Origin of the sequence: Chryseobacterium sp. RLHN22 (assembly GCF_051011795.1) — a bacterium.
Taxonomy (GTDB): Bacteria; Bacteroidota; Bacteroidia; order Flavobacteriales; family Weeksellaceae; genus Chryseobacterium; species Chryseobacterium zhengzhouense.
The window spans coordinates 1-26,741 of record NZ_JBPCHW010000014.1 but is presented as its reverse complement, the minus strand read 5'-3'; the positions used below and the strand labels follow the sequence as shown (position 1 = coordinate 26,741).

24 protein-coding genes are annotated in these 26,741 nt (G+C 33.9%); 8 read left to right on the top strand and 16 right to left on the bottom strand.

Annotated features, from left to right (window positions below; all coding sequences use genetic code 11):
- Positions 1–2: 2 nt before the first annotated feature.
- Positions 3–734: a bifunctional demethylmenaquinone methyltransferase/2-methoxy-6-polyprenyl-1,4-benzoquinol methylase UbiE gene (gene ubiE, locus ACR1PN_RS14035; protein ID WP_378178817.1), complete on the bottom strand. Its 732-nt coding sequence runs from the start codon at positions 732–734 to the stop codon at positions 3–5.
- 3 nt (positions 735–737) lie between these two features.
- Positions 738–1,307 carry a hypothetical protein gene (locus ACR1PN_RS14030; RefSeq protein WP_433980549.1) on the bottom strand — a complete coding sequence of 190 codons (570 nt, stop codon included), beginning with the start codon at positions 1,305–1,307 and terminating at the stop codon, positions 738–740.
- 100 nt (positions 1,308–1,407) lie between these two features.
- Between ACR1PN_RS14030 and ACR1PN_RS14025 the strand changes: the two genes are divergently transcribed.
- Together ACR1PN_RS14025 and ACR1PN_RS14020 are read left to right on the top strand one after the other, a co-directional pair.
- Positions 1,408–2,475: a 3-oxoacyl-ACP synthase III family protein gene (locus ACR1PN_RS14025; RefSeq protein WP_433980548.1), complete on the top strand. Its 1,068-nt coding sequence runs from the start codon at positions 1,408–1,410 to the stop codon at positions 2,473–2,475.
- A gap of 74 nt (positions 2,476–2,549) precedes the next feature.
- A complete protein-coding gene (locus ACR1PN_RS14020; RefSeq protein WP_433980547.1) occupies positions 2,550–3,755 on the top strand; it encodes a metallophosphoesterase in 1,206 nt (401 codons plus the stop codon).
- Between the two features lie 22 nt (positions 3,756–3,777).
- Here ACR1PN_RS14020 and ACR1PN_RS14015 read toward each other — a convergent pair whose 3' ends face one another.
- Genes ACR1PN_RS14015 through ACR1PN_RS14005 form a run of 3 tightly spaced genes read right to left on the bottom strand, consistent with a single transcriptional unit; the run spans position 3,778 to position 6,165 of the window.
- Complete coding sequence (locus tag ACR1PN_RS14015) at positions 3,778–4,401, bottom strand: hypothetical protein (protein ID WP_433980546.1); 624 nt, start codon at positions 4,399–4,401, stop codon at positions 3,778–3,780.
- Positions 4,402–4,403: 2 nt separating this feature from the next.
- Positions 4,404–5,156 carry a polysaccharide deacetylase gene (locus ACR1PN_RS14010; RefSeq protein ID WP_433980545.1) on the bottom strand — a complete coding sequence of 251 codons (753 nt, stop codon included), beginning with the start codon at positions 5,154–5,156 and terminating at the stop codon, positions 4,404–4,406.
- A 43-nt stretch (positions 5,157–5,199) separates the two neighbouring features.
- On the bottom strand, positions 5,200–6,165 hold the full coding sequence (locus ACR1PN_RS14005) for an NAD-dependent epimerase/dehydratase family protein (RefSeq protein WP_433980544.1): 966 nt from the start codon (positions 6,163–6,165) through the stop codon (positions 5,200–5,202).
- 91 nt (positions 6,166–6,256) lie between these two features.
- Between ACR1PN_RS14005 and ggt the strand changes: the two genes are divergently transcribed.
- The 4 genes from ggt to ACR1PN_RS13985 all read left to right on the top strand — a co-directional run bounded on the left by ggt (position 6,257) and on the right by ACR1PN_RS13985 (position 9,828).
- A complete protein-coding gene (gene ggt / locus ACR1PN_RS14000; RefSeq protein ID WP_433980543.1) occupies positions 6,257–7,942 on the top strand; it encodes a gamma-glutamyltransferase in 1,686 nt (561 codons plus the stop codon).
- Positions 7,943–8,063: 121 nt separating this feature from the next.
- Positions 8,064–9,344: a dicarboxylate/amino acid:cation symporter gene (locus tag ACR1PN_RS13995; RefSeq protein ID WP_433980542.1), complete on the top strand. Its 1,281-nt coding sequence runs from the start codon at positions 8,064–8,066 to the stop codon at positions 9,342–9,344.
- A 9-nt stretch (positions 9,345–9,353) separates the two neighbouring features.
- Positions 9,354–9,617: a VOC family protein gene (locus ACR1PN_RS13990; RefSeq protein WP_433980541.1), complete on the top strand. Its 264-nt coding sequence runs from the start codon at positions 9,354–9,356 to the stop codon at positions 9,615–9,617.
- Positions 9,529–9,828 (top strand): VOC family protein, encoded by a 300-nt coding sequence (locus ACR1PN_RS13985; protein ID WP_433980609.1) that lies wholly within the window; start codon positions 9,529–9,531, stop codon positions 9,826–9,828. Before ACR1PN_RS13990 ends, ACR1PN_RS13985 begins: the two co-directional genes overlap by 89 nt.
- A gap of 146 nt (positions 9,829–9,974) precedes the next feature.
- Here the strand turns inward: ACR1PN_RS13985 and ACR1PN_RS13980 are convergent, their stop codons facing one another.
- The 5 genes from ACR1PN_RS13980 to gyrB all read right to left on the bottom strand — a co-directional run bounded on the left by ACR1PN_RS13980 (position 9,975) and on the right by gyrB (position 17,674).
- Complete coding sequence (locus tag ACR1PN_RS13980; RefSeq protein WP_433980540.1) at positions 9,975–10,865, bottom strand: diacylglycerol/lipid kinase family protein; 891 nt, start codon at positions 10,863–10,865, stop codon at positions 9,975–9,977.
- A gap of 5 nt (positions 10,866–10,870) precedes the next feature.
- Entirely contained in the window at positions 10,871–11,695 is an 825-nt protein-coding gene (locus ACR1PN_RS13975; protein ID WP_433980539.1) for a DUF3298 domain-containing protein, read from the bottom strand.
- Between the two features lie 76 nt (positions 11,696–11,771).
- Complete coding sequence (locus ACR1PN_RS13970; RefSeq protein ID WP_433980538.1) at positions 11,772–13,709, bottom strand: DUF3857 domain-containing protein; 1,938 nt, start codon at positions 13,707–13,709, stop codon at positions 11,772–11,774.
- Positions 13,710–15,605: a DUF3857 domain-containing protein gene (locus ACR1PN_RS13965; RefSeq protein WP_433980537.1), complete on the bottom strand. Its 1,896-nt coding sequence runs from the start codon at positions 15,603–15,605 to the stop codon at positions 13,710–13,712.
- Between the two features lie 134 nt (positions 15,606–15,739).
- Positions 15,740–17,674 carry a DNA topoisomerase (ATP-hydrolyzing) subunit B gene (gyrB, locus tag ACR1PN_RS13960; RefSeq protein ID WP_433980536.1) on the bottom strand — a complete coding sequence of 645 codons (1,935 nt, stop codon included), beginning with the start codon at positions 17,672–17,674 and terminating at the stop codon, positions 15,740–15,742.
- Positions 17,675–17,907: 233 nt separating this feature from the next.
- Between gyrB and ACR1PN_RS13955 the strand changes: the two genes are divergently transcribed.
- Positions 17,908–19,251 carry a cytochrome ubiquinol oxidase subunit I gene (locus ACR1PN_RS13955; protein WP_433980535.1) on the top strand — a complete coding sequence of 448 codons (1,344 nt, stop codon included), beginning with the start codon at positions 17,908–17,910 and terminating at the stop codon, positions 19,249–19,251.
- Positions 19,248–20,252 (top strand): cytochrome d ubiquinol oxidase subunit II, encoded by a 1,005-nt coding sequence (locus ACR1PN_RS13950; RefSeq protein WP_433980534.1) that lies wholly within the window; start codon positions 19,248–19,250, stop codon positions 20,250–20,252. The genes ACR1PN_RS13955 and ACR1PN_RS13950 overlap by 4 nt, the downstream gene beginning before the upstream one ends.
- A gap of 206 nt (positions 20,253–20,458) precedes the next feature.
- On the opposite strand, the gene ACR1PN_RS13945 is transcribed toward ACR1PN_RS13950, so the two are convergent.
- The 6 genes from ACR1PN_RS13945 to ACR1PN_RS13920 all read right to left on the bottom strand — a co-directional run bounded on the left by ACR1PN_RS13945 (position 20,459) and on the right by ACR1PN_RS13920 (position 26,398).
- Positions 20,459–21,283, bottom strand: a complete 825-nt coding sequence (locus tag ACR1PN_RS13945; protein WP_433980533.1) for an OmpA family protein — start codon at positions 21,281–21,283, stop codon at positions 20,459–20,461.
- Positions 21,284–21,370: 87 nt separating this feature from the next.
- Positions 21,371–22,687, bottom strand: coding sequence for a T9SS type A sorting domain-containing protein (locus ACR1PN_RS13940; protein WP_433980532.1), 1,317 nt, complete (start codon positions 22,685–22,687; stop codon positions 21,371–21,373).
- A 229-nt stretch (positions 22,688–22,916) separates the two neighbouring features.
- Positions 22,917–24,614, bottom strand: a complete 1,698-nt coding sequence (gene lysS / locus ACR1PN_RS13935; protein WP_433980531.1) for a lysine--tRNA ligase — start codon at positions 24,612–24,614, stop codon at positions 22,917–22,919.
- Between the two features lie 276 nt (positions 24,615–24,890).
- On the bottom strand, positions 24,891–25,817 hold the full coding sequence (rlmF, locus tag ACR1PN_RS13930; RefSeq protein WP_433980530.1) for a 23S rRNA (adenine(1618)-N(6))-methyltransferase RlmF: 927 nt from the start codon (positions 25,815–25,817) through the stop codon (positions 24,891–24,893).
- Positions 25,818–26,186 (bottom strand): c-type cytochrome, encoded by a 369-nt coding sequence (locus ACR1PN_RS13925; RefSeq protein WP_433980529.1) that lies wholly within the window; start codon positions 26,184–26,186, stop codon positions 25,818–25,820.
- Positions 26,186–26,398 carry a hypothetical protein gene (locus tag ACR1PN_RS13920; protein ID WP_433980528.1) on the bottom strand — a complete coding sequence of 71 codons (213 nt, stop codon included), beginning with the start codon at positions 26,396–26,398 and terminating at the stop codon, positions 26,186–26,188. Before ACR1PN_RS13920 ends, ACR1PN_RS13925 begins: the two co-directional genes overlap by 1 nt.
- Positions 26,399–26,741 lie beyond the last annotated feature (343 nt).

Genomic DNA, 26,741 nt, shown 5'->3' with positions numbered 1-26,741 from the left:
GGTTATTTTGTTGCTTTATAAATTGTGGCTATACCTAAACTTAGTTTTTTGTATTCTACTTTTTTAAATCCTGTATCTAAAAGAATTTGTTTCATTTTTTCTCCAAACGGAAAAGCATTTACAGAATCGGGAAGATAAGTATACGCCCTGTTATCCTTAGAAACCAGCCTGCCGATTGCCGGCAAAATGTTTTTGAAATAAAACATATAAAATGGCCCTAAAAAACCTTCTACTTTTGAAAATTCAAGAATATAAACACTCTTGTTTTCTTTCACTACTCTTCTCAGTTCTGATAAACCTTTATTCAGGTTTTCAAAATTTCTCACTCCAAAAGCAACGGAAACTGCATCAAATCTATTGTCCTCGAAAGGTAAATTTTCTGCATCACCCTTTTGCATGGAAATTTTGCCGTCTAAATTAAGTTTTTTTATTTTAATAACGCCAACATTTAACATTTGTTGCGATAAATCTAATCCTACTACTTTTGCACCTGTTCCTTTTTCAACAGCAATGGCTAAATCACCTGTTCCTGTAGCAACATCCAGCGTTTCTTTAGGCTGATCGTTATTCATCCATTTTACCAGCTTATTTCTCCAAAGAACGTCTATTTTCATAGACAATACATGGTTTAATAAATCGTATTTCGGTGCAATATTGTCGAACATATCCTCTACCTGACTCTTTTTACTAGATTCAGTATTGTAGGGTGTTACTTGGTTGATATCTTTTGTCAAAACTTAAAACTTGTAATATTCTTTATAATAATTTAGGTAATCCTGCTTACGGAAAATCTTTGATCTAGATTCTACTTTCTGAATATTCTTAATCAGCTGATCGTAATCTTCATCCACATTATAATAAAAGTCTTCTGTATAGAGTTTATTAAAGTGTTTTGCTCCTCCGTAATATTCTTTTCCGTCTATCTTTATTTTATCCAATGCCAAAAGTAATGAATCTTTTTTTAGGTTGTACCCATAATATTGATCATTGATATAATAATCTTTGTGTGCGATATTAATAAGACCACGGATTTTATTTACTTCAAATGCAGAATCGTAAAGCATTTTTTTATTCTGGTCAAAAACTTTTATTGAGTTTTTGCCTTTTTTCAAATCAACATATACAAACTGCCCTGCTGAAACAATTCCCTCATCGCCATTATTTATTTTATAATAATATGTATTGGGAGTAGGGTTATCTACTACGTAATAATTTTTTTTGGCAAGCAAGAAGTTGTAAACAGCAAAGGCCCCCACAAATACCACAACTGCAACCAGTAAGCCTTTTAATGACGGATTGTTTTTCATAGATTGACAGAAACAATTTTTGCAAATTTAATAATATTTTTAATTCTTTCTTATTAATATTAATTATTAACTTTGCATCTTTAAAAAATTATACAAACGAATGCCGAATACGATCATTATTGGTTCCGGATCTTACCTTCCGAACAGAGTAATTGGAAGAGATTTTTTCTTAGATTCAGAGTTTTATTCAGAGGACGGAGTGAAGATTGACAAACCTGCTGAAGAAACCATTGCGAAATTTGTAGAAATCACAGAAATAGAAAACAGGAGGTTTATAGATGAAGATCTTTCAAACTCACAAATCGGTTATGAAGCTGCAAAAATTGCCATCGCAGACGCAAATATAGATCAGGAAGAACTTGATTATATTATCTATGCAAGTAATTTCGGTGAAGTCACCGTAAACGGTTATGCTGATTTTATGCCTACTATGGCGGCCCGTGTAAAAAATAAACTGGGCATCAAAAACAGAAAATGTATTACTTACGATATGCTTTTCGGTTGTCCGGGATGGGTTGAAGCAATGATTTTGGCTGATAATTTAATTAAAGCTAAAGTTGCCAAGACAATTTTGGTCATCGGTGCAGAAACATTGAGCAGGGTAACCGATCCGCACGACAGAAACAGAATGATTTTTGCAGACGGAGCAGGCGCTGTTGTTGTAAAATCAACCGACGAAGAAAATGTAGGAATTATCGCTCACAATACAATTTGTGACAACGGACCAGAGCTTGATTATTTAGCAAACGGACCATCTATAAATAAAGATTCTGACCAAACTCGCCTTTTCGTAAGAATGCAGGGAAGAAAAATCTACGAATACGCTCTTAAAAATGTTCCTGTTGCCATCAAGGAAACGATTGACGATGCAGGACTTTCCATTGAAGATATCGACAAAATTCTAATTCATCAGGCAAATGCTAAAATGGATTATGCCATGATCGAAAGACTTCACAAGCTTTACGACATCAAAGATTACGATCATGCAATCTCACCAATGACGATTCAGGATTTCGGAAATTCTTCTGTGGCAACAATTCCTACCATGTTTGATTTAATAATTAAAGGAAATATGAGTGGTCATTCGTTTAAAGATAAAGGTAACATTGTAATGACTTCGGTTGGAGCCGGAATGAACATTAATGCTATCGTTTATAAATTTCCTTAGGATTTAAGTCATTAAACAAAGATATTGAAGCACAAAGGGAAATTTTCTTTTGTGCTTTTTTATAAAATTCAGTTATGCAGAGAAATTTTTTAATTATTGCCGGAATTTTCCTTTTAATGGAAATCTATATTTACCAGGCAATAAGAACACTCACCGATAATTTTTGGATCAAGTTTGGATACTGCATCCTTTATCTTGGTATTTACGGATTATTCGCTTACGAAATCCTCACTTTCCAAAGAGGTGACAGAGATGCGCACAAACCTCATCTTATCAGTATTTTACTTCTGGTATTTATTCTTCCTAAGATATTTATTGTTCTGTTTCTTTTAATTGATGATATTTTCAGACTTGGAAGCTATGCTGTAGGATTTACAAGATCATCAGAAAACTTTTTCCCGGAAAGGCGTAAGTTTTTAAGTCTTGTCGGATTAGGTTTAGGCGGAGTTCTGTCAGGGTTATTTATTGACGGGATCACTTTCGGAAAATACAGACACAAAGTAAGAAAAGTAAAGGTAAAAATTGCCAATCTTCCTAAGAGCTTTAAAGGTTACAAAATTATTCAGATTTCTGATGTGCATAGCGGAAGTTTTGATGATCCTAATAAATTGGCTCATGCCATTGATTTAATCAACAAACAGAAGCCCGATTTGGTTTTATTTACCGGAGATATGGTAAACAATGTCGCTGATGAATTTAAACCTTTTATTCCTTTATTTTCTAAAATAACAGCGAAAGACGGTAAGTTTTCAGTTTTAGGAAACCACGATTACGGCGATTATGTAACCTGGAAATCTCTTGATGAAAAGAAACAAAATCTCGATACCTTAATTGATTATCAAAAACAGGCAGGTTTTGATATGATGCGAAATGAGCACCGAGTTATCGAAAAAAATGGTGAAAAATTATACATTTTAGGTGTTGAAAACTGGGGATTAAAGCCATTTCCACAGTTTGGACAAATTGATAAAGCTTTGCAGAACGTTCCGCAGAATGCTGCTAAAATTTTAATGAGCCACGACCCTACTCATTTTGATTATGTAGTAAAAAAACATCCGGCCAATATTTCTTTAACCCTTTCAGGACACACTCACGGAATGCAGTTCGGTTTGGATTTAAAAAATGTGAAATGGTCGCCTGTACAATACAAATATCCGAAATGGGCAGATTTATATGAAAGCGAAGGGAAGTTATTATATGTAAACCGTGGTTTCGGGGTTTTAGGTTATCCTGGAAGAGTGGGTGTTTTACCGGAAATTACGCTTTTGGAACTTTCGTAAAATTAGATATTTATGCATTGATTTAAAGATACTTTTCGCTAAATATTTCGATAAGTGTTTTTGAATCAATCGCATTATTATCAAATCTAGTTAAAACTTCACGAACTTTAGGATATTCATCTATAAATTCAAGATTTTTAATTTCTTTAAGCCCAAATTCATTCATTATTTCTCTGAAAAAAACTTCATCAACGCCCCAATATCTAACATACTTAGCTTCATCAATAAATATTTCAACTAAGCTTTTTTCATCATTAAAAATCAACCCAAAATTAATGAAAGAATCTTGTGTTAGTTCTTTTTTGTATTGATCAATAAATTCTAATATAGAATCTTTTTCAGCGTAATTTCCGTAATTAAGATCAAAATCAATATGACCAAATAAAACAGCAGCAACATCAGGCAATGTTTGCGATAGTGCCAAAATTAAATTCCAAAGCTTGGAATTATTTATATTAATTTCACAATAAAAATCAAAGCCTATTAAATCGTTTTTACTATTATTTTCATTCAAACTAAAAGTATAACCTTCCACAATATTTGCAGTTTTGCTTTCTTCCCATCTTTTTAAGACTGAAGAGTTTCTGGGAATTTCGTCTTCATATAAAAATCTTATCGTTTTTGGTAATTCTAAAGTTGGTTTCATAATCAAAATATATAATCTTTCATTCTTGATGTAGCCAGTTCTTTCTCATTAATCCAAGAAAGGAAGGCTTCCAGCTTATCTTCCATTTTTTTACCTAAATTATACTTTCTGTAAAAGGGAATTTTAAACTGATATTTTTGAATATCGGTAAATTGCCAGGAATCAAGATAAACCAAAACAAAATCGTCTTTCTTCAAAGTTTCAAAAACCATATTCTGATAATACTCCATCGGCAAAACCTGAAAAACGAAATCATTGTATGGAAGCTGACTGTAAGGAGAAATACTTTCCGGAACAATACTCATCCCATTATCTTCTACGATTTCTGAGCTCCTTTTTAATCTTTTAAAAGGAAAAAGAATATCTGCATTGTCGACATTTGAAATATAGTTAAAACCGATTGATTTTAATTCTTCCAAAGAAAACTGCAGGTCTTTTTGACGGATTCCTTTAATTTGCTTTTCAAGAAAATCCTGAGTAGCTCTCTTTACGTCTTCTACATTTGCAAGGCTGAAATCTTTATTGAAAAAAGCAATTTCATGCCCTTGAGCAGAAATTGCTTTTAGTAAATTCTGAAGTTTTTCTGCAATAGAAACTTCCACAAAAAAACTTGCTTTTATATCGTGAATATCTAAAATTCTGAGAATTGCTTTGATATTGCTTTCTGTAATTTTCAGTCTCTCTTCATTAGAGACAATTGTACCGTTTTTAGTTTCGGCTTCAATATTCAGAATGTTAAATGTCAGCAATATCATTCAGGATAATTTAGATAAAATTTATACTTAAAATAAATTGTAATTAGTTCTTATTCAGTTTCACTCTAAGATTCTTGATCATATCTTTAGTCATTTCAGAAATTCCGAAATCATAAGTCAGTCCCCAATCTTTTTTAGCTACAGAATCATCAATCGAAGCCGGCCATGAATCTGCAATCTGCTGTCTGAAATCCGGTTTATAATCGATCGTAAATTCAGGAATTTCTTTCTTAATTTCCTCAGATAATTCTTTCGGAGTAAAAGACATTCCACCTAAATTATAAGATGAACGAACCGTTAAATTTTCTTTCGGAGCTTCCATTAATTTCAAAGTTGCGTTGATAGCGTCATCCATGTACAGCATAGGCATTCCTGTATTTTCGGAAATAAAGCTGGTATATTTTCCTTCTTCAATGGCTTCGTAGAAAATTTCAACGGCATAATCGGTAGTTCCTCCACCGGCAGGAGTTTTCCATGAAATCAGTCCCGGATATCTGATACTTCTTACGTCTACTCCATGCTTATCAAAATAATATTCGCACCATTTTTCTCCTGCCATTTTAGAAATTCCGTAAACCGTCGTAGGATTCAATACTACATCCTGACCAACATTTTCTTTTGGAATTCCTTTCCCGAAAACAGCAATTGAACTAGGCCAGAAAATCTTTTTAAGTAGACCTTCTTTTGCTAGTTCACAAAAATGAAGAAGTGGTTCAAGATTTAACTTCCATGCGAAAATCGGCTGTTTTTCAGACGTCCCTGACAAAAGTGAAGCTAAGTGATATACTGTAGTAATTTCGTAATCTTTAATCACTTGTCTTACCAACTGTGTATTGGTAACATCCATTCTTTCATAATATCCTGCTGAAGTAAGACCTTTTTGATATCTGTCAAGACCCGAAGCAACCACATTTTCAGCTCCATGAATTTCTACTAATCGGTTTGTAAGCTCAGTTCCAATCTGCCCTAAAGCACCTGTAATCAATATTTTTTCCGTATAGGACTCCATTTTTATTTATTATTAGTTGATTGAAAGCAAAAGTAAATATTTTCAACCCTATCTTAAAACAAAATTGTAAATTCGGATATAAAATTTGTAAATGAAAAAGATCACCATCATATTTATCCTTTTTTCTTTCTCTGTTTCAGCACAATACACGGACATTAATATTATAAAAGAAGTCAAAGTAAAAAATAAAGGAGTGGTCGTCTCTGCTCATCCTCTCGCCAGTGAAGCCGGGGCAAAAGTCCTTAGAATTGGAGGAAATGCGTATGATGCTGTCATTGCGACTCAATATGCTTTAGCTGTTGTCTATCCCCAAGCCGGAAATATTGGAGGCGGCGGTTTTCTGGTCGGTGTAAAGAATAATGGCGAAAAATTCACGATAGATTATCGGGAAACAGCTCCTAAAAAGGCATCAAGAGACATGTATCTTGACAAAACCGGTAAAGCGGATACGGATCTGTCACAAAATGGGAGATTAGCAGTAGGAATTCCCGGAAGTGTTGCCGGTTTTTTTGCTACTTTAAAGCACGGAAAGCTTCCGATGGAAAAAATCATTCAGCCTGCCATTGATCTTGCAGAAAAAGGATTTGCCATCACAGAACAGGAAGCCAGTTTACTGAATGCTCATAAAGCCAATTTTCAAAAACACAATCAGACAGCTACAGTTTTTGTAAAAGATATTCCTTGGAAGGCAGGAGATCTTTTAGTGCAAAAAGAATTGGCGGAAACTTTAAAACTAATTCAGAAATCCGGGGCAAAAGGATTTTATGAAGGAAAAACAGCAGAACTTCTCGTTTCTGAAATGAAAAGGGGTAACGGAATAATTACGGCCGAAGATCTGAAGAATTATAAAGTTGCAGAAAGAAAAGCATTGGAGTTTGAGTATAAAGGTAATACCGTCATATCTATGCCGTTACCTTCAAGCGGCGGAATTTTACTGGCTCAAATGCTGAAAATGTCAGGTTACGAAAATCTTGAAAAATATCAGCAAAATTCTACACAGACAGTACAGATCATGACAGAAGCAGAAAGAAGAGCTTTTGCCGACAGAGCCGAGTATATGGGTGATCCTGATTTTATTCAGGATAAAACCTCTTATTTAATTTCTGATGAATATCTAAAAAACAGATGGAAAAATTTCAGTTTTAATAAAGCAACGTCAAGCTCTGAAGTAGGAAAAATCATAAAACAAACCAAAGAATCTACGGAAACCACACATATTTCCGTTATTGACAAAGAAGGAAACACAGCCGCTGTTACCACTACTTTGAACGGTTTATACGGAAGCAAAGTCGTAGTTTCGGGAGCAGGATTTTTCCTGAATAATGAAATGGATGATTTTTCCATAAAACCCGGTGTTCCCAATATGTTCGGTGCGGTAGGCGGAGAAGCCAATGCTATCCAGCCGAACAAAAGAATGCTTTCTTCCATGACCCCAACGATTATCCTTAAAAAGGGAAAACCTTACATGGTTGTCGGAACCCCAGGCGGAACAACCATTCCAACTTCTGTTTTTCAGTCAATTGTTAACGTTATTGATTTTAAATTAAATGCCAATATTTCAGTAAATGCTCCGAAATTTCATCATCAGTGGCTTCCTGAAACAGTTGCTTTTGAAAAAAACTTTCCTGAAACTACTATTAAAGACTTGGAGAAATTAGGTTACAAAACCGAAAAATGGAACCAAATCGGAAGAACGGAAATAATTCTGATCGAAGAAAACGGAAATATTCATGCGGTTGCGGATGGTCGTGGCGATGATTCTGTTGCTGTAGAATAATTCAATATTCATAGAGAAACCATTTTCGGCGAGGCTTTCAGCCTCGCCGAAAACCATCATGACTTTTATCATGTTTTTATAGCAAATTTCACTATTTTCGCTGCTTAAATTTTATATTTTTTTGAAAAAGAAAAAAATCCACCAACAATTATATTTTCAGGTCATTATCGCAATCACTTTAGGAATTCTTCTGGGGTATTTTTATCCTGAGCTGGGTGAAAAAATGAAACCTTTAGGCGATGGCTTTATCAAACTTGTTAAAATGATCATTGCACCTGTAATTTTCATCACGCTTACTTTAGGAATCGCTCATATGACCGATCTGAAAAAAGTAGGAAGAATTGCAGTAAAAGCAATGCTCTATTTCTTCACATTTTCAACTTTAGCTTTAATTATCGGATTAGTTGTAGGAAATATGTTGCAGCCTGGAGCTGGTTTAAATATAGATCCATCAAGTTTATCAGGTGACGTTTCACAATATCAGCAAAAAGCTCATGAAACTACATTGACGGGTTTTATTATGAATATTATTCCTGAGACGTTGTTCAGTCCGTTGGTTGGCGAAAATATTCTTCAGGTACTTTTGGTTGCCATTTTAATGGGTGTTGCTTTGGTATTAACCAAAGAAAAAAGCAGCAAGGTCACAGAATTTTTGCAGGTTTTGGCTGCTCCTGTTTTCAAAATCGTTCATATACTCATGAAATTAGCTCCGGTTGGTGCTTTTGGAGCGATGGCTTTTACGATTGGAAAATATGGTTTGGCATCCGTTTTAAACTTAATTTTTCTTGTAGGAACATTCTATATGACTTCTATCCTATTTGTCGTTTTGGTTTTAGGAGCTGTTGCATGGTATAATGGTTTTAATATTTTTAAACTGATGTACTATCTGAAAGAAGAACTTCTTTTGGTTTTGGGAACAAGCTCTTCCGAATCTGCACTTCCCGGAATTATGGAAAAACTTGAAAAAGCAGGCTGCTCAAAGGCAATTGTTGGTTTAGTAGTTCCCACAGGATATTCTTTTAATCTTGACGGTACAAATATCTATATGACCTTAGCTTCTTTGTTCATTGCGCAGGCTCTGAATATTGATCTTTCTATTGAGAAACAAATTATGTTGCTTTTGGTTGCGATGTTAAGCTCAAAAGGTGCAGCAGGAGTTACGGGAGCAGGTTTTGTGACATTGGCAGCAACTCTGGCTGTTGTTCCTGAAATTCCGATTGCAGGAATGACTTTGATTTTAGGGATCGATAAATTTATGAGTGAATGTCGTGCCTTAACCAATGTGATCGGGAATTCTGTAGCAACAGTGGTCGTAGCGAATTGGGAAAAACAACTTGATAAAGAACAGCTGAAATATTGTTTGGCAAATCCTAATAAAATTGAAAAAAAACTGGAAATTTAGTTTATACTCATGATGATCTTCACAAAATTTAAATTAATAGGGATTATTTTAATTTTAATATCTTGTGATCAGCAAAATAAAGATAAAAAGATGAGCGGACACAATCCTGCTGTTTATTTTGAAATCCCTGTTACCGATATTGACAGAGCAGAAATATTCTATAAAAACGTTTTCGGTTTCAAATTTGAAAAAGAAATCATTGATCATTATGAAATGTTGCTTTTTCCTTTCGAAGAAACACACAGGGATTTCCGGAGCTTTGGCAAAAGGTGATGTATATAAACCTGCTAAAGACGGTATTATTATTTATTTCAAAACCGAAAATATAAATTCTACTCTGAAAAAAGTTTTGGAAAATAAAGGAAAAATTCTTTATCCGAAAACGGTAAACGAAAAATACGGTTTTGCAGTTGCTGAGTTTGAAGAAACTGAAGGCAACCGCATTGCACTTCACGAAAAGATAAAAAGTGAAAATTCTAAATAAAATGCTGTTCTATGATTACAGCCATAAAAGTTTTAGGATAGTATTACTTATTTTTGTAACAGATTTATTATCGTAATGATAATTTTTTTCATCATTTGTGTTTTTTTAGGCCTTCCTTTATGGGAGGCTTTTTTATTCTAAATGATTTAAATAAGAATATTCAGACTTGAAGGATGAACTTTTACATGAATCGGAGATTTTATTTTATTGAATTCCCCATCAAGATGCCAATTTTTGGTATTGACTTTAAATTCGATCTCGGAAACCGGCAGATACGTAATGTAATCGTCTTCTTTAAGTTTTTTGGTAAACATCCTGAATGCAAAAAGCGGCGAATACGTCAGTGGAAACTTTTTTACCAAAACCATATCTACCAAGCCGTCACTTTTACTTGCCATCGGCGCAATGTAAGCATTATTCCCGAATTGACGCGTGTTTGCAATATTCACCATTAAATATTTACCATTATACTGCTTATAATTTTCATCAAAAAACTTCAGCTTAATGGGCTTGTATTTAAAAAAGGTTTTTAATGAAACTTTGATGTAATTTTTAAACCCACGACTGGTTTTTTCAAATTCTTTCACCACTTTTCCGTCGAAACCTGTTCCAGAAACGTTGATCGAGAGCCTTTCGTTAACCGTGAATGTATCAATTTTACGGGATTTTCCTGATTTCAGCTTTTCTAAAAGTTCATCTAAATTTTTACTGAATTGTGTTTCGTTCGAAAATCCATTACCAGATCCTGCCGGAAAAATGGCCAAAATCTTGTTGGTATGTATTAAATTTTTTGCTACGGTTGAAATTGTTCCGTCACCGCCGATTGCTACAAAAATACTAACATTGTTGATATGCTGTTGAATGAAATCATCTGTTCCGGCAATCGATTCAGAGATGTAGTACAAAGGATTTTGCACTTTGGCTTTAAGCTCATTCAGAAATGGCTGGTAATTCTTTTTTGCCGAAAAAGGATTGATGATGAAAGCAACTTTTTCCATTGCTACAAAAATAAAAAATGCTTCCTGATCCGGAAGCATTAATATTAGTTAATTTTGAGTCTTTTTTTAAATTCAGGGTTAATTGTACCTTCCAATTCTTTCCACGAAACGGGAATCACAATATCTCCTGCTGCAAAAGCTGCAATTTCGTAAGGACTATAATGAAAATAAAGGTTTTTGTCATCAAAATAAAAGTCCTTATTTGGAGGTATTACATCCACCAAAAGCATTTCGGAATTATTTACCACACCATCAGAATTGGTTGTTCCGCTTGGGATTTTGTTGATATTTTTCATTAAAAGAGCTTCTAATTTTTCTTTTGAAATCGTTGTAATATCTTTTAAATCAAATTTTCTATTATTTTTAAGATCAAAAACTCTTGTATTAAAAGAATAATTTCCGTGCGCACCGCCTTCATAAGAAGTATATAAATATTCAATCTGTAAAAAATCATCAGTTTGTGAAAGCAGCTTCATGAATGATCCCGATTCCCAGGTTTGCGTTCGGTCAATATCAGAAATCCATTCTTTACTTTCTTCTTTTACATGAGAAAAGAATTCTGCTTTATCTTTATTTAAAAAGTTTTGCAATCCCTGCTTAGAATAATCTGTAATCCCTTTTTTATCATAATAAATACTATCCAGAAGCGCTTTATCTTTTATTGTGGGGAAAACCAGCATCTTTGCTGAATAATCTACCGAAAGCATTTCTCCAATCTTTACAGAATCATTCAGTTTAATAGAATCTACCACAAATTTTTCTGGTGTTTTAGTTTCGTTTTTTGTTTCTGTATTTTTAGCCTCTGTCTTTTTACAGGCAGATAAAAGAAAAGCTGAAAGCAGCACAAATAGAACAAATGTATTTTTCATAATTATTTATTTCCGACTAGAATGCAAAAACCATTCACAAAATGAATGGTTTTGGATATTTTGTTAAAATAATTGTTTATTTTTTAATTAAACTCATTACCTGACTTTCAGAATCCGAAATTACCTTCCAAATCTGCTTGAAGGCAGGATAGTATTCTTTGGGATAATCTGCGCTGGCAATTTTATATTCCGAAACTGTTACTATTCTGTTATCTTTTTTCTCTACGGTATAAGAATAACTGATTTCTTTATCTTCAGTTACAATTTTTTTACTTTTTGGCAGCTCAGCGACCTCATAACCTTCTGGAATTTCTATTTCTACAACTTTAGTTTTGCTCATTGGAGAAATAAAATCAATCATATATTTTCTTTCTTCTTCCTGATCAAAATCATTCTTGGTCTGATACAAAAATAAAAGTGGATTGATGATTTTTCTTTTTCCTAAATTATCAATCATATTGCCTGAGCTAAAGCTCATCGTAGAACGGAATTCACCTCCATCTAAAGCTCTTGAATTGATATTATCAAAATCAACAGAGAAAACTTCCTTGTATTCTTTTTTATATTTATCCTGATTTTCATCAAACCGTTCTTTCGCATTAAGAGCTCCCATTCCTTCATCCTGATCCTGATAAACACCGGAAACTGTACCATCAGGATTTATCTTTGCTTTAACCGTATGACTGTTATAACTTTCCTTAATATTGGTAAGAGAAATAAGTTCGGCTTTATCATCTCTCAGAAGCAGCCCATTATTGTTCCAGACTCTTGCCGGAAGAAGATCTTCTTTTGCCTGTTTGGATGTTGCATCATAAAGGTATATTTTCTTATCAATTTCTGTACATACAATAACATAATTGAAATTACCCAAATTTGGGAAAGTAAGATTTACAAAGCCATGCCCTATTGTAGAAATCAGGATAGGATATGCTTTGATGCCTTCGCTTCTCAAGGTATTTAACAAAAGTAAGTTTAGGTCTGCAACATTACCTGTTTTATTTTTAATCAAATCTTTGATTCCGTTGTCTGTTCTAAAACCGTAACGCTCATTCCATGTGTAATTGTTTTTAACGAAATCTAATAAAAGATTCGCCTTCTTATGCAGATCTTTTTCTTCTGAAATATTTTTGGGAATGATTTCTTTTACCAATCGATCTTTTTTATACTGATTCCCGAACTCATCATCTTCCCAGAGTTTTTTCCTGATATCTTCCCAGGTTGATGTGTAGTTTTTCAAACCATTATTGAAAAATGTAGAATGTAATTCTGCCCTGATCTGGGTTCTGTAATTATCGTTGTTTTTTACAAATTTTTCTTTTTTAAAACTTTTTAAATTCTCATAAGCAAATCTGTATGTCTTATATTGAGCCCCATAACTGTTTTCTTCTGCTACTTTTTTGTATTTCGGAATCAGAGAGCCTCTGAAATCAATATTATACGACATATTTATCGGTGATTCAAAAACATATTCGGTATATTCTGAAGGGGTATCTGTTTCAATATAGGTTAGAGGAATTTCATAAGAGAAAGGTGAAGTGATTTCATATTGAAATTCAATGACAGAGCCATTCTTGATGTTAGGAAAAGCAAATTTGCTGGTCGTTATATATTTGTTTTCTTTAGATCTGAATTTCGAGCTTTTATCTACCTTTGTTTCAGCTATTTTACCATCTTCAAGATTATAAACATAGGCTTTCATTGAATTAAGAGTTTCTCTGCTCCCTTGGTTATTATCGTAAAGCGGAATCTCCAGATTCATCCAGTCTTCTGATTTATCTTTGTCATAAATTTTAACTCTATATTTAACTTTTTTAATGAAATTACCTGTAGAGTTATCAATATGATAGTGTATTGAGCGATATAAAGTTTCTGCCGGAGCTTTTTCATCGATCTCAGATTTTGTTTTTTTCAAATCCTCAATATCGAATTTCGGCATTTTCAGAAACTCATGTTTTTGTGCATAGACAGCAACAGTAGAAACTGTAAAAGATAATGCAAAAAATATTTTCTTCATTTATGATTTTTTAGAAATTAAAATTTTAGAGTTATCGGCATTCATGATTTTTTTTCTGAAACCGATATAATCATTGTACTTTTCTTTCGGGTGAAGGCCTTTTTTCATCTGTAAAAATCTTTTTACAATCAATTGATCATCTTTTTTCTCAAATGAAATATTATATGTTCCGAAATCCGAATTTATAGTGCCATTTTCCGGCATTTCTTCTATAAAATATCCCGCAGGAAGTTTATAGATAATCTCGTATTCATCTTCAAATGAGAAACGATTTTCGAAAGGAAGTTTTCTATTTTCATCCTGATGATAAGTAGCATCTGAATAGATAGGTACAGCTCTGAAAATGTAACTTGAGCCCACCATTTTGGAATAGTTAACTGCCTTAAAATCCAAATCAAAATCAACTGCAGCAATGTCTCTGTTATTTTTAAAACCGGACATTTCCACTTTTTCGAAATTTAAAGTTGAAAAACTGTTTTTAACAGCATTGTTTCTTTCAGTTTGCGCTAATCCTGAGTAAGATAAATTAAAATCGTATTGATTTCCTGTATAGGTAAATTTCCCTTTACCATTTATTGTTTTGTCAGGATTCAATTGGATATTTAAAATCTGCTTTTCTTTATTCTGCTCAGAAGAATAGACCGGAGTCTGCATAATCTCGATTCCTGTTGGCTTTACCGCCAAAACATTTCTATCTGTCGTGCTGTAACTCAAATGATTATAGGCAATCTCCTGAGAGGTATTTTCTAACCAGATATTACCTTTCTCCGTCGGAACAACCAGAATAGCATGATTTCCACCCATTTTTGGAAAATCGGTATCAAAACTTATCGGCGAAGAATTGGAATTGATAATCGCATAATAAGAAGGTATCCCTGCTTCATCAAGGAGTGTTTTCATATAATTCGTAAGTCCTTTACAATCCCCATACCCCTTCTTCTGAACTTCATCTGGTAACATCGGTTGCCACCCTCCGATTCCTAAAGCCACGAAAACATATCTTGTCTTACTTTGCATGTACTGATAAATTTTCTTTACTTTTTCTTCTGTAGAACCTGAAAGATTAAGTGAGGCAATTTCCGATTTTATCTGAGGTGTTGAAACCGAAACAGGCGTCAGAAGATTGTTGTAATACCATAAACCAAAGTCTTTCCATGTTGTAATGTTTCCCTTTTTCCCCACAAGACTAAACTGATCGAGAGAGAAGCTTACTTTTGGCAATATTTTCTGAGGATTTGGTGTCATATCTTCATGATCAATAGCAGGAATATTCTCGTAGGTGTATAATTTTCCTCCATCTTCATCAGAAACTTTTACAGCAGCAAAACCATATGGTGATTCATAAGTTTTTGAGCGTAGGTTGATCCCAGATTTATTGATAATTTTAAAACTGCTTTTCTGCAGAGAAATATTAAAATCCTGGTAAGGCATAAAATCAGGAATAAAAACCGTATTCGGATCTTTTTGATCATAACTGAATTCTATGGTATAAGGATAAGTTGTCGGAGTATAAGAAAGATACATCACTCTGTTATCCGAATAAAATGCACCTTGGGAATTGGCAGCTACATCTGTGAAATCACTTTTTGAATAGCTTTTAATTTTTACGCCTTTCTCATCATAAACCGTTACTTTGATATTGGAAGCCGTATTTCCTTTTTCATAATAAATTCTGGGAATAGCAAAACCTACTGCATCTTTATTGATTACAGTGATTGCAGAAGAATTCCGGTAAACAATTTCATCAATTTTATTAATTTCCAAAACTGTACTTTCGTTTCTTATAACTGCACTTGCATTTTTCTTTAAAACATCACTGATTTCAGATACAGGATAACTTTGTGCATAATATACTGAGGTTAATGAGAGAGCACCAATGCACCATAATTTCATCATCGTTATTAATTTTTTCAAAAATATAAAAAATCTTAATAAAATGTTAATATATTTTCATCATCATGAGATTTATTAACAAAAAAAGACTCCATTACAATAATGAAGTCTTTATATAATATTTTTAAAATAACTAATTAAGCATCAATCTTAGCATATTTAGCATTCTTCTCGATAAATTCTCTTCTTGGCGGAACCTCATCTCCCATCAACATCGAGAAAACTCCGTCTGCTTCAACCGCATTATCGATTGTTACTTGTTTCAAAATTCTGTGTTCAGGATTTAGAGTAGTTTCCCAAAGCTGTTCCGGGTTCATCTCTCCAAGACCTTTGTAACGCTGAACTTCTACTCCTTTTCCATCCGGAGACATTTCTAAAGTAAACTCTTCACGCTCTTTTTCATTGTAAGCATAAATTTTCTTGTTTCCTTTTTTCAATAGATATAAAGGTGGTTGGGCGATATAAATATATCCGTTCTCAATCAGTTCTTTCATGTATCTGAAGAAGAAAGTCAAAATCAATGTTGAGATGTGAGAACCGTCGATATCAGCATCGGTCATGATAACGATTTTATGATATCTCAGTTTCGTCATATTTAAAGCTTTACTGTCTTCTTCTGTTCCTACAGAAACTCCAAGAGCTGTGTAAATATTCTTGATCTCTTCATTTTCGTAAACTTTATGAAGCATCGATTTTTCAACGTTCAAAATCTTACCTCTTAATGGTAAAATCGCCTGAAAATGACGGTCACGACCTTGTTTAGCCGTTCCACCTGCAGAATCTCCCTCCACTAAGAACAGTTCAGATTCTTCAGGACTTTTTGATGAACAGTCAGATAATTTTCCCGGAAGACCAGAACCTCCCATCGGAGATTTTCTCTGAACCATTTCACGGGCTTTTTTCGCAGCCTGTCTCGCCTTTGCAGCCAAAACAACTTTCTGTACGATTAATTTTGCTTCGTTAGGATTTTCTTCAAGGAAATTCGTCAGCATCTCGCCCACGATTTTATCAACCGCTCCGGAAACTTCCGAGTTACCCAATTTGGTTTTGGTTTGTCCTTCAAACTGAGGCTCCATTACTTTTACAGAAACAACTGCTGTAAGACCTTCACGGAAGTCATCACCGGTAATTTCCACTTTTTCTTTTTGCGGAATTCCTAAATCATCAGCATATTTCTTCAGAGTTCTCGTTAAAGCTCGTCTGAAACCAGCCAAGTGAGTTCCCCCTTCATGAGTATTAATATTATTTACGTATGAATGTAGGTTTTCGTTAAATGATGTATTGTAACGCATTGCCACCTCAACAGGAATATCGTCTCTTTCACCTTCCATGAAGATTACGTTTTCCATGATAGATTCACGGTTTCCGTCGATGAATGCAACAAATTCTTTTAAACCGCCTTCAGAATGAAAAACTTCAGTTCTGAAAGAGTCATCTTCCAACTTTTCTCTTTCATCAGTAAGAGTTATTGTAATTCCTTTATTAAGGTAAGAAAGTTCTCTTAAACGGCTTGCTAATGTATCGTAGTTGTAAACTAAATCAGTGAAAATTGTATCATCCGGTTGGAAAAACTGCTTGGTCCCTCTATGGTCACTGTGACCGATTTCTTCAACTTCAGTCTGAGCTTTACCTTTAGAATAAATTTGCTGATAGATATTTCCGTCTCTGTAAACCGTTGTCACCATTTGGTTAGAAAGCGCATTCACACAAGACACCCCAACTCCGTGAAGACCACCGGAAACCTTATAAGAATCTTTATCAAACTTACCTCCAGCTCCGATTTTTGTCATTACAACTTCAAGAGCAGATTTTTGTTCTTTTTCGTGGAAGTCAACCGGAATACCTCTACCGTTATCGCTCACCTCGATTCCGTTTCCTTCTTTAATGCTGACGAAAATGGTGTCGCAGTAACCTGCCAAAGCTTCATCAATAGAGTTATCTACTACTTCATAAACCAAATGATGGAGACCTCTTACTCCCACATCACCAATGTACATTGAAGGACGCATACGTACGTGCTCCATTCCTTCCAATGCCTGAATACTACTAGCTGTATATTGTTTTTGACTCATATAAAATATTAAAAATCCTGCTAAATGCAAAGACCTACAAATATCGTGATTTTTTTCGACTTATAAAAGTTTAATTACATGTAAAATCTTTGAAACTGTAATTAAAACAAAGTCAATATTTAATGGTAAAAAAACAATAAAGTTACAGCAGATTAATGAATTAACCAGAATGTTTTAAATCATATAAAAGCACATCATATAATGCGTACCTTAGAGGTGAAAAATGAAATATTATGGACGATTTTCTGGCTGCGCGCGCTCAGATGGCGATGTCGCTCGGTTTTCATATCATCTTTTCGTGTGTAGGTATGGTCATGCCTTTTCTGATGGCTTTTGCCCACTGGAAATACTTAAAAACAAAAAATGAAGTCTATAAAGGACTCACCAAAGCTTGGAGTAAAGGTGTAGCCATACTTTTTGCAACAGGTGCAGTTTCCGGAACAATGCTTTCTTTTGAGCTTGGACTTCTTTGGCCTGAATTTATGAAACATGCAGGTCCCATTTTCGGAATGCCATTTTCTTTGGAAGGAACAGCTTTTTTTATTGAAGCGATTGCTATCGGATTTTTCCTTTACGGATGGGATAGATTCAATAAATGGTTTCATTGGTTTTGTGGATTTTTAGTCGGTTTAAGCGGCTTAGCTTCAGGAATTTTGGTTGTTGCAGCAAATGCATGGATGAATTCTCCCGCCGGATTTGATTATGTTGACGGACAATATTTAAATATCGATCCTATTAAAGCCATGTTTAACGAAGCCTGGTTTCCACAAGCTTTACACATGACCGTTGCAGCTTTTTGTGCGACAGGATTTGCGGTTGCAGGAGTTCATGCTTATTTAATTATGAGAAAAAAGAATGTTGAATTTCACACAAAAGCATTCAGAATTGCTGCAGGTTTTGCCTTGATCGGAGCATTTGGAGCACCTTTGAGTGGAGATATTGCCGCAAAATCTGTTGCTGAAAGACAACCGATAAAATTAGCAGCCATGGAAGCTCATTTTGAAACCGAAAAAGGTGCATCATTTGTCATCGGCGGTATTCCTGATGAGGAAAAAGAAGAAATTAAATATGCTTTGAAAATTCCGAAGGTCTTGAGTTTTCTCGTGAGTAATGATTTCAATTCTGAAGTAAAAGGCTTGAAAGATTTCCCTAAAGATGAATGGCCTCCTGTTGCTGTTGTTCATTATGCCTTTCAGATTATGATTTTCTTCGGAGTCGTAATGATCATCATTGGAATGATTTATCTGTATGCTTATTTTTTCAAAAAAGATTGGCTTTCTAAAAGCTGGCTGCTAAAAACATTTTTATACGCCACACCTTTTGGCTATATTGCTCTGGAAGCAGGCTGGACGGTAACTGAGGTTGGGCGACAACCCTGGATTATTTACGGAATCATGCGAACTGCAGATGCTGTAACTCCGATGCCCGGAATTCAATATTCCTTTTATTTCTTCACGGCAATTTTTGTGTCTCTATCATTGATTATTATTTTCCTCTTAAACAGGCAGATCAAAATGGTACCGAAGCTATATGATCCTACAGATGAACAGTTTAATTCTAAAAACAAAAAATCATGATTTACGTAGTTATTGGTTTTTTATGGCTTTCTATTTGTGCATACCTGATTTTAGGAGGTGCTGATTTCGGAGCCGGAATTGTTGAGCTTTTTACCAGAAAGAAAAACCGCCTGAAGACAAAAACAATTATGTATGAATCGATTGCACCGGTCTGGGAAGCTAATCATATGTGGCTGATCATTGCAATTGTCATTCTGTTTGTCGGTTTTCCTCAAATTTACACGACTCTTTCCACTTATCTTCACATTCCTTTGGTTTTAATGCTTGTGGGAATTATTGCAAGAGGAACCGCCTTTACTTTCAGGCATTACGATGCGGTAAAAGACGATTGGCAAAAAGTTTATACACAGATATTTTATTTTTCAAGTTTGCTTACTCCATTTTTTCTTGGGTTAATTGCAGCATCTACGGTTTCACGCTCCATCAATCCTGATGCGAAAAATTTCCTTGATCTGTATATTTTCAGCTGGTTAAACTGGTTCGGTATTGCAGTTGGACTTTTCACAGTTTCACTATGTGCTTATCTCGCTTCTGTTTTTGCTTTAAGGGAAACGATCGACCGCTTTGAACTAGGTTTAATGATCAGAAAATCACATCAGACCATGATTTTTGTGATTATCACAGGAATTCTAGTATTTATAACAGCTTATTTATCAGACATTCCTCTCCTTTATTGGGTTGTTTCAAAACCTTTAGGTATAATGGCTGTTTCTTTTGCTTCAGTTTGCTTAATTTTAATTCTTAGAGCAATGCACACGCGGAAATTACTCCCAGTAAGAGCTTTGGCCGGATTTCAGATCATTATGATTCTGGTTGCAGCAACTTATCAGCACAACCCGAATATTATATTATTCGGAAACGGTGATCATCTTTCATTACTGGAATATTCTGCAGCTGCAAAAACAATTTCTGCATTAGGATGGGCACTTATTTTAGGCTCAATATTTATCTTACCATTTTTGTTTTACCTGATGATCTCTTTTAGTAAGCAGAGAAAATAAAAGTTAGGAATAAAGAAGCTAACTAATACTTTAAAATTATAAAAACTCAAAGATTTTCATTTAAGTTCTTTATAAATTTCTTTCGCAAAAATATTTCATTCAAGCAAAATTTCTGCTCCTATTTGCTGAACGAAGTGCCTTTTCGAGCGGAAAAATAAATGTGAAATTAAAATAACTTTGCGCTCATAGCGTTAAAATTCTCAGAATTACTTTTTTATTAAAACCAATTCCACCCGTCGGTTTTTAGTCCGGTCTTCTTCAGTTTCTTCGGGATAAATAACAGGATTGAGATGTCCTAAACCTTCAGCTTTAATACGATGCGGCTCGATTCCCATTTTAATTAAAAAACTTCGGATTGCATCGGCTCTGGTAAAGGAAAGATTAAATGTTTTTAAATCTAAATCTTCACCGTCAAAATTTTCATAATCGCAACAAATATGCCCCTGAAGTTCTACCTCGAGAGTCGGATTTTTCTTTAAAATTTCATAAAGCAAATACAATTTTGAAGTCCCTTTTGCAAGCCAGACGTGACGACCACCGATAAAATTGACATTCGGTAACGAAAAGGTATCTTTCACTTTCATGGAAGCAATTTTCACATCGAAAAAACTTGGATAAACGCTTCTGGAAATCTTCTCTCCCTTGTCGAAAAAACGCTCAATGAAAATATCTACACGCCTGTTTCTTGCTAATAAATCTTCCGAACTGTTATCATTAATCTGCTTTGAAATTCCCAATCCCACCGAACTTGCTAAATGAATATTTTCCTCAATATTATTTTTCAAATATTCTGTAACTCTTTTCGCTCGGTTTTCTGATAGTTTTTTATTTAAACTTTCATTTCCTAAAGGATTTGCATTTCCGAAAATTCTGAAAGTATATTTTGATTTTAATTGAGCTAAACTGTCGAGTTTTATTTTGGATTCATTGCTCAGTTCGGAACTGTTGTTTGCGAAGTAAATTGAGGTTAATGTTTGTGCATCATCAAGAATAAAAAATAATAAGAATATTAAGAAAAAAGCAAGTTTCATAATTTTAGTTTGCCTTATAACGAAGAAATATTATTTTATAGTTTGTCTAAAGAAAAAATCCTGAAAATATGTTCAGGATTTTTTGTTTTAATTTTTTATTCCTTTTTTTGAAATTATTTGATTTAATTCTGTAGTTATTTTTATAAAATAAATTCCTTTATTCAAAGAAGAAGTATCAATATTTTTCGCTTTATTAGTTTTTAAAGCCAATCTTCCTGTTTCATCATAAATTTCAACAGATTTTATTTTTTCATCGTTATTTAGATTCAATACATCTTTGAAGGGATTGCTAAAATTTATTGAATCTTTATTTTTCATAACTGTATTTATTGATAATATAGACTGATTAAAAATATATCTCGAAATTTTATTATCATAGAAAATATACAAATAATTATCTTTAATTATTGGGTAAAAAGTATCAGTTAAATTTATTTCTTGTAAGACATCGTGAACATTTCCGTTAATAAAAATTTGATTTCCAGATTGATCATAGCCTCTAAGTCCTATTTTTGTTAAAGTAGTAGCTCCATTTAGGTCGTATGAAGCTGAAATCAAGAAAATATAGTTACCATATAGAAGTGGTTTATTTTCAGCACTGCTGTAATTGTCACCATTAAATACATATGAATCAGAATAATCGATTTTACCGTTAATTCCAAAAGTATTATCTACATTACCTGAAGAATTAGTCTTTGTTAACTGTCCATCTGTACCGTTTTTATAATTGTGAATAAATGATGTATTATTCTGAGAAATCACCGAACTTCCACAATAAAGCACGGGATTACTTAATGTGCTTGAAAATTGTGAATAACCACTTTGTCCATATGATGAATCTAAATTTCCTGAACTAAAATTAATCTTTCTTATGTGAGGCTGTCCCCCTTGATTTATAACGACTTCATATAAAAAATCATTATCATAATAAACAAGATCTCCGAAACTTGTACTAGTGTTCTCTAACGATGAAATAAGGGTTTGAACTCCGTTATTTCCAAAAGCGGCATCTGGCAAACCTGTTGGATCATATTTGCTAATACTTTGTTGATTTCTTGAGATTATTTTTCCGTCCGGTAAAACTATTTTATAATGATGATAAGATGTAGTCAATGACGAATTGATATTTCCAAATCCAGTCTCTACTTGTCCGCTAGAAAGATATTTTTCTCCAGAATTTAAATAAAATTTATTTGAATCGGAATAAAAACTATCCGATTCATGAATTGAAGTTACTACACTTACCTCTCCATTGTTTCCAAACGTTGAGTCTAAAGTTCCGTTATTGTTAAGCCGATAAAATTTCCGTCCGATAAAATTGTTAGAGCCATTATAAGTAGTCTGATTTAAAAACAATTTGTCTCCTTGAAATGTAGGCGTGTTATAATAGGATAATTGTAACATCGAATTGGTTCTTGTACCAATTTCTACCACCCCATTATTTCCGAAGTTAAATCTTTTGTAAGAGTAATTTGCGTGTAAAAATACGCAAAATACAGCGCAAGAACTGCGGTCATTATTTTTTTCATTATATATGTTTTTATCAAAGTAAATTTAATAAAAATTATTCATTCGGTAATGAAAAAAGCGAACTAATAGCTCGCTTTTTATATTTATTTTATTATAAGCCGTTTTAAACCAGCTTTATCCAAACATTCTCATCAATTTTCTCAACTTTTACCAAACCTCCTTTCGTTAAAGTTTTTGAAGCTTTATCCCATTTTTTACCGGATAATTTGCTTAATGTTTTTACTTCAGCCAAAGCAATTTGCTCCCCTGATTTCAAAATATCAAGAATCAAATGTTCATCTTCTCCCAATTCAATTTGAGGCGTTGCTTTTTCCGGTTTCATTTGAGGAAAGAACAATACTTCCTGGATTGACGGGTTATTGGTTAAGAACATAATCAATCTGTCCATTCCGATTCCTAAACCTGAAGTTGGCGGCATTCCGTATTCAAGAGCTCTAAGAAAATCTTCGTCAATAAACTGTCCCGCTTCATCATCTCCTTTTTCTGCTAATTTCAATTGCTCTTCAAAACGTTCTCTTTGATCAATCGGATCATTTAATTCTGAATAAGCATTCGCAATTTCTTTTCCGCAAACCATTAATTCAAAACGTTCCGTCAAACCTTCCTTGCTTCTGTGTTTTTTCGTCAAAGGAGACATTTCAATCGGATAATCGGTAATAAAGGTTGGCTGAATGAAGTTACCTTCACATTTCTCACCAAAAATTTCGTCAATCAGTTTTCCTTTACCCATCGTTTCGTTCACATCGATTCCGATAGATTTAGCAAAATCAAATAATTCCTGCTCAGATTTTCCGGTGATGTCAAAACCTGTATATTTCAAAATAGCTTCCGTCATAGAAACTCTCGGATAAGGCGCTTTCCAACTGATTTTGTGCTCTCCAAAAGTAGATTCCGCAGAACCATTTACGGAAGTTGCACAGAATTCCAATAATTTCTCCGTGAAATCCATCATCCAGTTGTAATCTTTGTAGGCAACGTAGATTTCCATTGCCGTAAATTCTGGATTATGCGTTCTGTCCATTCCTTCATTTCTGAAGTTTTTGGAGAATTCATAAACACCATCAAATCCACCAACGATCAATCTTTTCAGATACAATTCGTTAGCAATTCTTAAATATAATGGAATATCTAAAGCATTGTGATGCGTAATGAAAGGCCTTGCAGCAGCTCCACCAGGAATCGATTGTAAGATCGGAGTTTCAACCTCAAAATATCCTGCTTCATTGAAGAAAGTTCTCATCGCATTGAACAATTTTGTTCTTTTCACGAAAATTTCTTTTACATTTGGATTTACCGTTAAATCTACGTAACGTTGTCTGTATCTTAGTTCAGGATCATTGAAAGCATCGTGAACAACTCCGTTTTCATCAGTTTTTGCCTGAGGAAGAGGTCTTAGAGCTTTCGTTAAAAGCGTAAAGTTTTTTACCAAAACCGTTTTTTCACCCACCTGAGTAGTGAACAATTCTCCTTCAATACCGATGATATCACCAATATCTAAAAGATGTTTGTAAACATCGTTGTATAAAGTTTTGTCTTCACCGGTGCAGATTTCGTCTCTGTTGAAATACACCTGAATTCTACCTGTGGAATCCTGCAATTCAGCAAAAGAAGCTTTCCCCTGAATACGGCGAGACATCAATCTTCCCGCAATCTTCACCTGTTTACTTTCTGCGAAATCCTGTTTTATAGATTCTGTTGTATCTGTAACTGTGTATTCTTCCGCCGGGAATGCGTTAATTCCCATTTCAACAAGCTTATTCAGCTTTTCTCTTCTAATAATTTCCTGTTCTGATAATTGCATTGTAATTCAATTTTTTCGAAATGCAAAAATAGTGAATTTTAAGGTTTTATGGAAGTTAATTTTTTATGATAAAATTTAATACTCCGTTTGTCATTCAGCAGGAATCTAAAGTAGAATGTTAAAAGTGATGTTGAGATTACTACGGAAAGACAAACTTTGGATAAACTTTTATATATCAACAAATTGCAGCCCGACTTGAGCGGAGCTCTTTTTGTGAAGCAAAGCGGAACAAAAAAGCGGGAGCGGAAGGCGGATTAAGCTGCCCAAAATAAAATGTTAAAACCAATTTTTTATGTATTCTTTCGGAATAAAAGTCCATGCTAAAATTCTGCTTACTTTGTGACCTTGAGACATTTCAATAGTTTTGATTTCTACTGCTTTTAGTTTCTTTAAAAGTAAATTTAGCTTGAAAAGATTTTCTTTTTTGGAAATCAGACAGGTAAACCAAAGGATTTGTGATGAAAATTCTGCACTTTCTTCAATCATCTTCGACACAAAAGCAATTTCCCCACCTTCACACCAAAGTTCAGACTGTTGTCCGCTGAAATTCAGATTTGGTTTCTTAATTTTGGATTTGTTGAGATTTTTTGTCTTACGCAAATTCCCTTTCATTGCAGATTCTTCAAAATCATGGAACGGCGGATTGCACATTGAAAACTGAAAATGCTCTTCCGAAGAAATAATATCTTTAAAAATATGATTTGAGGTTTCCTGAAATCTTAGATCAATTTCACCTGACAAATCAGGATTTTGATTTAAAATCTGTTGTGCATTTTCAAAAGAATCTTTATTGATGTCTGTTCCGACCATTTTCCAGCCATAAGATTTGTTGGCAATCAACGGATAAACCAAATTGGCTCCTGTTCCGATGTCTAAGCCTTTAACAACAGAACCCTTTGGAATTTCATGATGACTTTCAGCTAATAAATCTGCGAGGCAATGAACATAATCGGCTCTTCCGGGAATGGGCGGACAAAGATTCGAATCCGGAATATCCCAGTTTTTGATGTTGTAAAAATGCTGCAATAAAGCTTTATTCAACAATTTTACTGCTTTTGGAATACTGAAATTAATGGTTAAATTTCCGTAAGAATTTTTAAAAACATAATGTTTCAATTCCGGCACACAAGAAATGAGCAAATCAAAATCATAGAGATTACGATGCAGATTTCTTGGGTGCAGATTTGATTTTTCAGAAGACATTTATTTCTTCTGCTTTAGAATATATTCCACCATTTTTTTGGCGTCTTCTTTTGAAAACTGAGGGTGAGCCTGCATCGGCACGCTTCCCCAATTGCCGCTTCCGCCTTCTATGATTTTCGAAGCCAAAATCTCAATATCTTTTTCAGAATATTTCTCGGCAATTTCTTTATAAGAAGGTCCTATCATTCTTTCATCAGCATGATGACAAGCCATACAGTCAGACGTCTCTATCAAAGTCTGTCCCGAAACATTCGCAACAACAGGAGTCGGAACGTCACCTGAATCTGTAGACTGTACTTCTGAATTTTCTTTTTTAGAGCAGGAAAGAATAAGCAAGCTTACAAATCCTGTCAAAAACAGTCTTTTCATTATTTTGTTGCTGTAGAATCTGTTGCTGCAGGTGCAGGAGTTGAAGCCGGAGCCGGTGTAGAATCTGTTTTAGCAGCTGTAGAATCCGTTACAGTTGGTGTTGCAGGTTCTTCCAACATAATATTACTATCCTGTAAAGATTTTTCTTCTTTTTTTGAACAGCTTACTGCTACTAAACTTCCTAAGAATACGATTGCTAATACTTTTTTCATTGCTTTTCTAATTTGGTCACAAAAATATAAAAAATAAAGTTTTAAATATGAGATTGAAGGCTATTTTAAATCATAAACTTGATTAAAGTTTTTATATAACCACAAAAGGCACAAAAGATTTTAACCATTAATATTTAAGCAGCTAGATAAACTGCAGATAAGAACACATAAATTAAAAATCTTTGATTTTTATTCTTTTGGGTATTTTTATTATCTAAAGCCTGTTTAAACTTTTTTAGAAAAAGAGTTTCCAGAAAATTAGCAATTTAGAGTTGCAAAAAAAAAGAACTAAAATCTGGAACTCATAAGCAAAGATAAACTGGAAAAATGGATTTTACCTCAT

Excerpts from the sequence above, each read along its gene's own strand:
- ACR1PN_RS13920 (WP_433980528.1), bottom strand. The coding sequence starts at position 26,398 with ATGAAAAAAGTATTAGCAATCGTATTCTTAGGAAGTTTAGTAGCAGTA.
- ACR1PN_RS13925 (WP_433980529.1), bottom strand. The coding sequence starts at position 26,186 with ATGAAAAGACTGTTTTTGACAGGATTTGTAAGCTTGCTTATTCTTTCC.
- ACR1PN_RS13970 (WP_433980538.1), bottom strand. The coding sequence starts at position 13,709 with ATGAAGAAAATATTTTTTGCATTATCTTTTACAGTTTCTACTGTTGCT.
- ACR1PN_RS14020 (WP_433980547.1), top strand. The coding sequence starts at position 2,550 with ATGCAGAGAAATTTTTTAATTATTGCCGGAATTTTCCTTTTAATGGAA.
- ACR1PN_RS13980 (WP_433980540.1), bottom strand. The coding sequence starts at position 10,865 with ATGCTTCCGGATCAGGAAGCATTTTTTATTTTTGTAGCAATGGAAAAA.
- ggt (WP_433980543.1), top strand. The coding sequence starts at position 6,257 with ATGAAAAAGATCACCATCATATTTATCCTTTTTTCTTTCTCTGTTTCA.
- ACR1PN_RS13940 (WP_433980532.1), bottom strand. The coding sequence starts at position 22,687 with ATGTTACAATTATCCTATTATAACACGCCTACATTTCAAGGAGACAAA.
- ACR1PN_RS13950 (WP_433980534.1), top strand. The coding sequence starts at position 19,248 with ATGATTTACGTAGTTATTGGTTTTTTATGGCTTTCTATTTGTGCATAC.
- ACR1PN_RS13955 (WP_433980535.1), top strand. The coding sequence starts at position 17,908 with ATGGACGATTTTCTGGCTGCGCGCGCTCAGATGGCGATGTCGCTCGGT.
- ACR1PN_RS14030 (WP_433980549.1), bottom strand. The coding sequence starts at position 1,307 with ATGAAAAACAATCCGTCATTAAAAGGCTTACTGGTTGCAGTTGTGGTA.
- ACR1PN_RS14005 (WP_433980544.1), bottom strand. The coding sequence starts at position 6,165 with ATGGAGTCCTATACGGAAAAAATATTGATTACAGGTGCTTTAGGGCAG.
- lysS (WP_433980531.1), bottom strand. The coding sequence starts at position 24,614 with ATGCAATTATCAGAACAGGAAATTATTAGAAGAGAAAAGCTGAATAAG.
- ACR1PN_RS14010 (WP_433980545.1), bottom strand. The coding sequence starts at position 5,156 with ATGATATTGCTGACATTTAACATTCTGAATATTGAAGCCGAAACTAAA.
- ACR1PN_RS13945 (WP_433980533.1), bottom strand. The coding sequence starts at position 21,283 with ATGAAACTTGCTTTTTTCTTAATATTCTTATTATTTTTTATTCTTGAT.
- ACR1PN_RS13975 (WP_433980539.1), bottom strand. The coding sequence starts at position 11,695 with ATGAAAAATACATTTGTTCTATTTGTGCTGCTTTCAGCTTTTCTTTTA.
- gyrB (WP_433980536.1), bottom strand. The coding sequence starts at position 17,674 with ATGAGTCAAAAACAATATACAGCTAGTAGTATTCAGGCATTGGAAGGA.
- ACR1PN_RS14015 (WP_433980546.1), bottom strand. The coding sequence starts at position 4,401 with ATGAAACCAACTTTAGAATTACCAAAAACGATAAGATTTTTATATGAA.
- ACR1PN_RS14025 (WP_433980548.1), top strand. The coding sequence starts at position 1,408 with ATGCCGAATACGATCATTATTGGTTCCGGATCTTACCTTCCGAACAGA.
- ACR1PN_RS13965 (WP_433980537.1), bottom strand. The coding sequence starts at position 15,605 with ATGATGAAATTATGGTGCATTGGTGCTCTCTCATTAACCTCAGTATAT.
- rlmF (WP_433980530.1), bottom strand. The coding sequence starts at position 25,817 with ATGTCTTCTGAAAAATCAAATCTGCACCCAAGAAATCTGCATCGTAAT.
- ACR1PN_RS13990 (WP_433980541.1), top strand. The coding sequence starts at position 9,354 with ATGATGATCTTCACAAAATTTAAATTAATAGGGATTATTTTAATTTTA.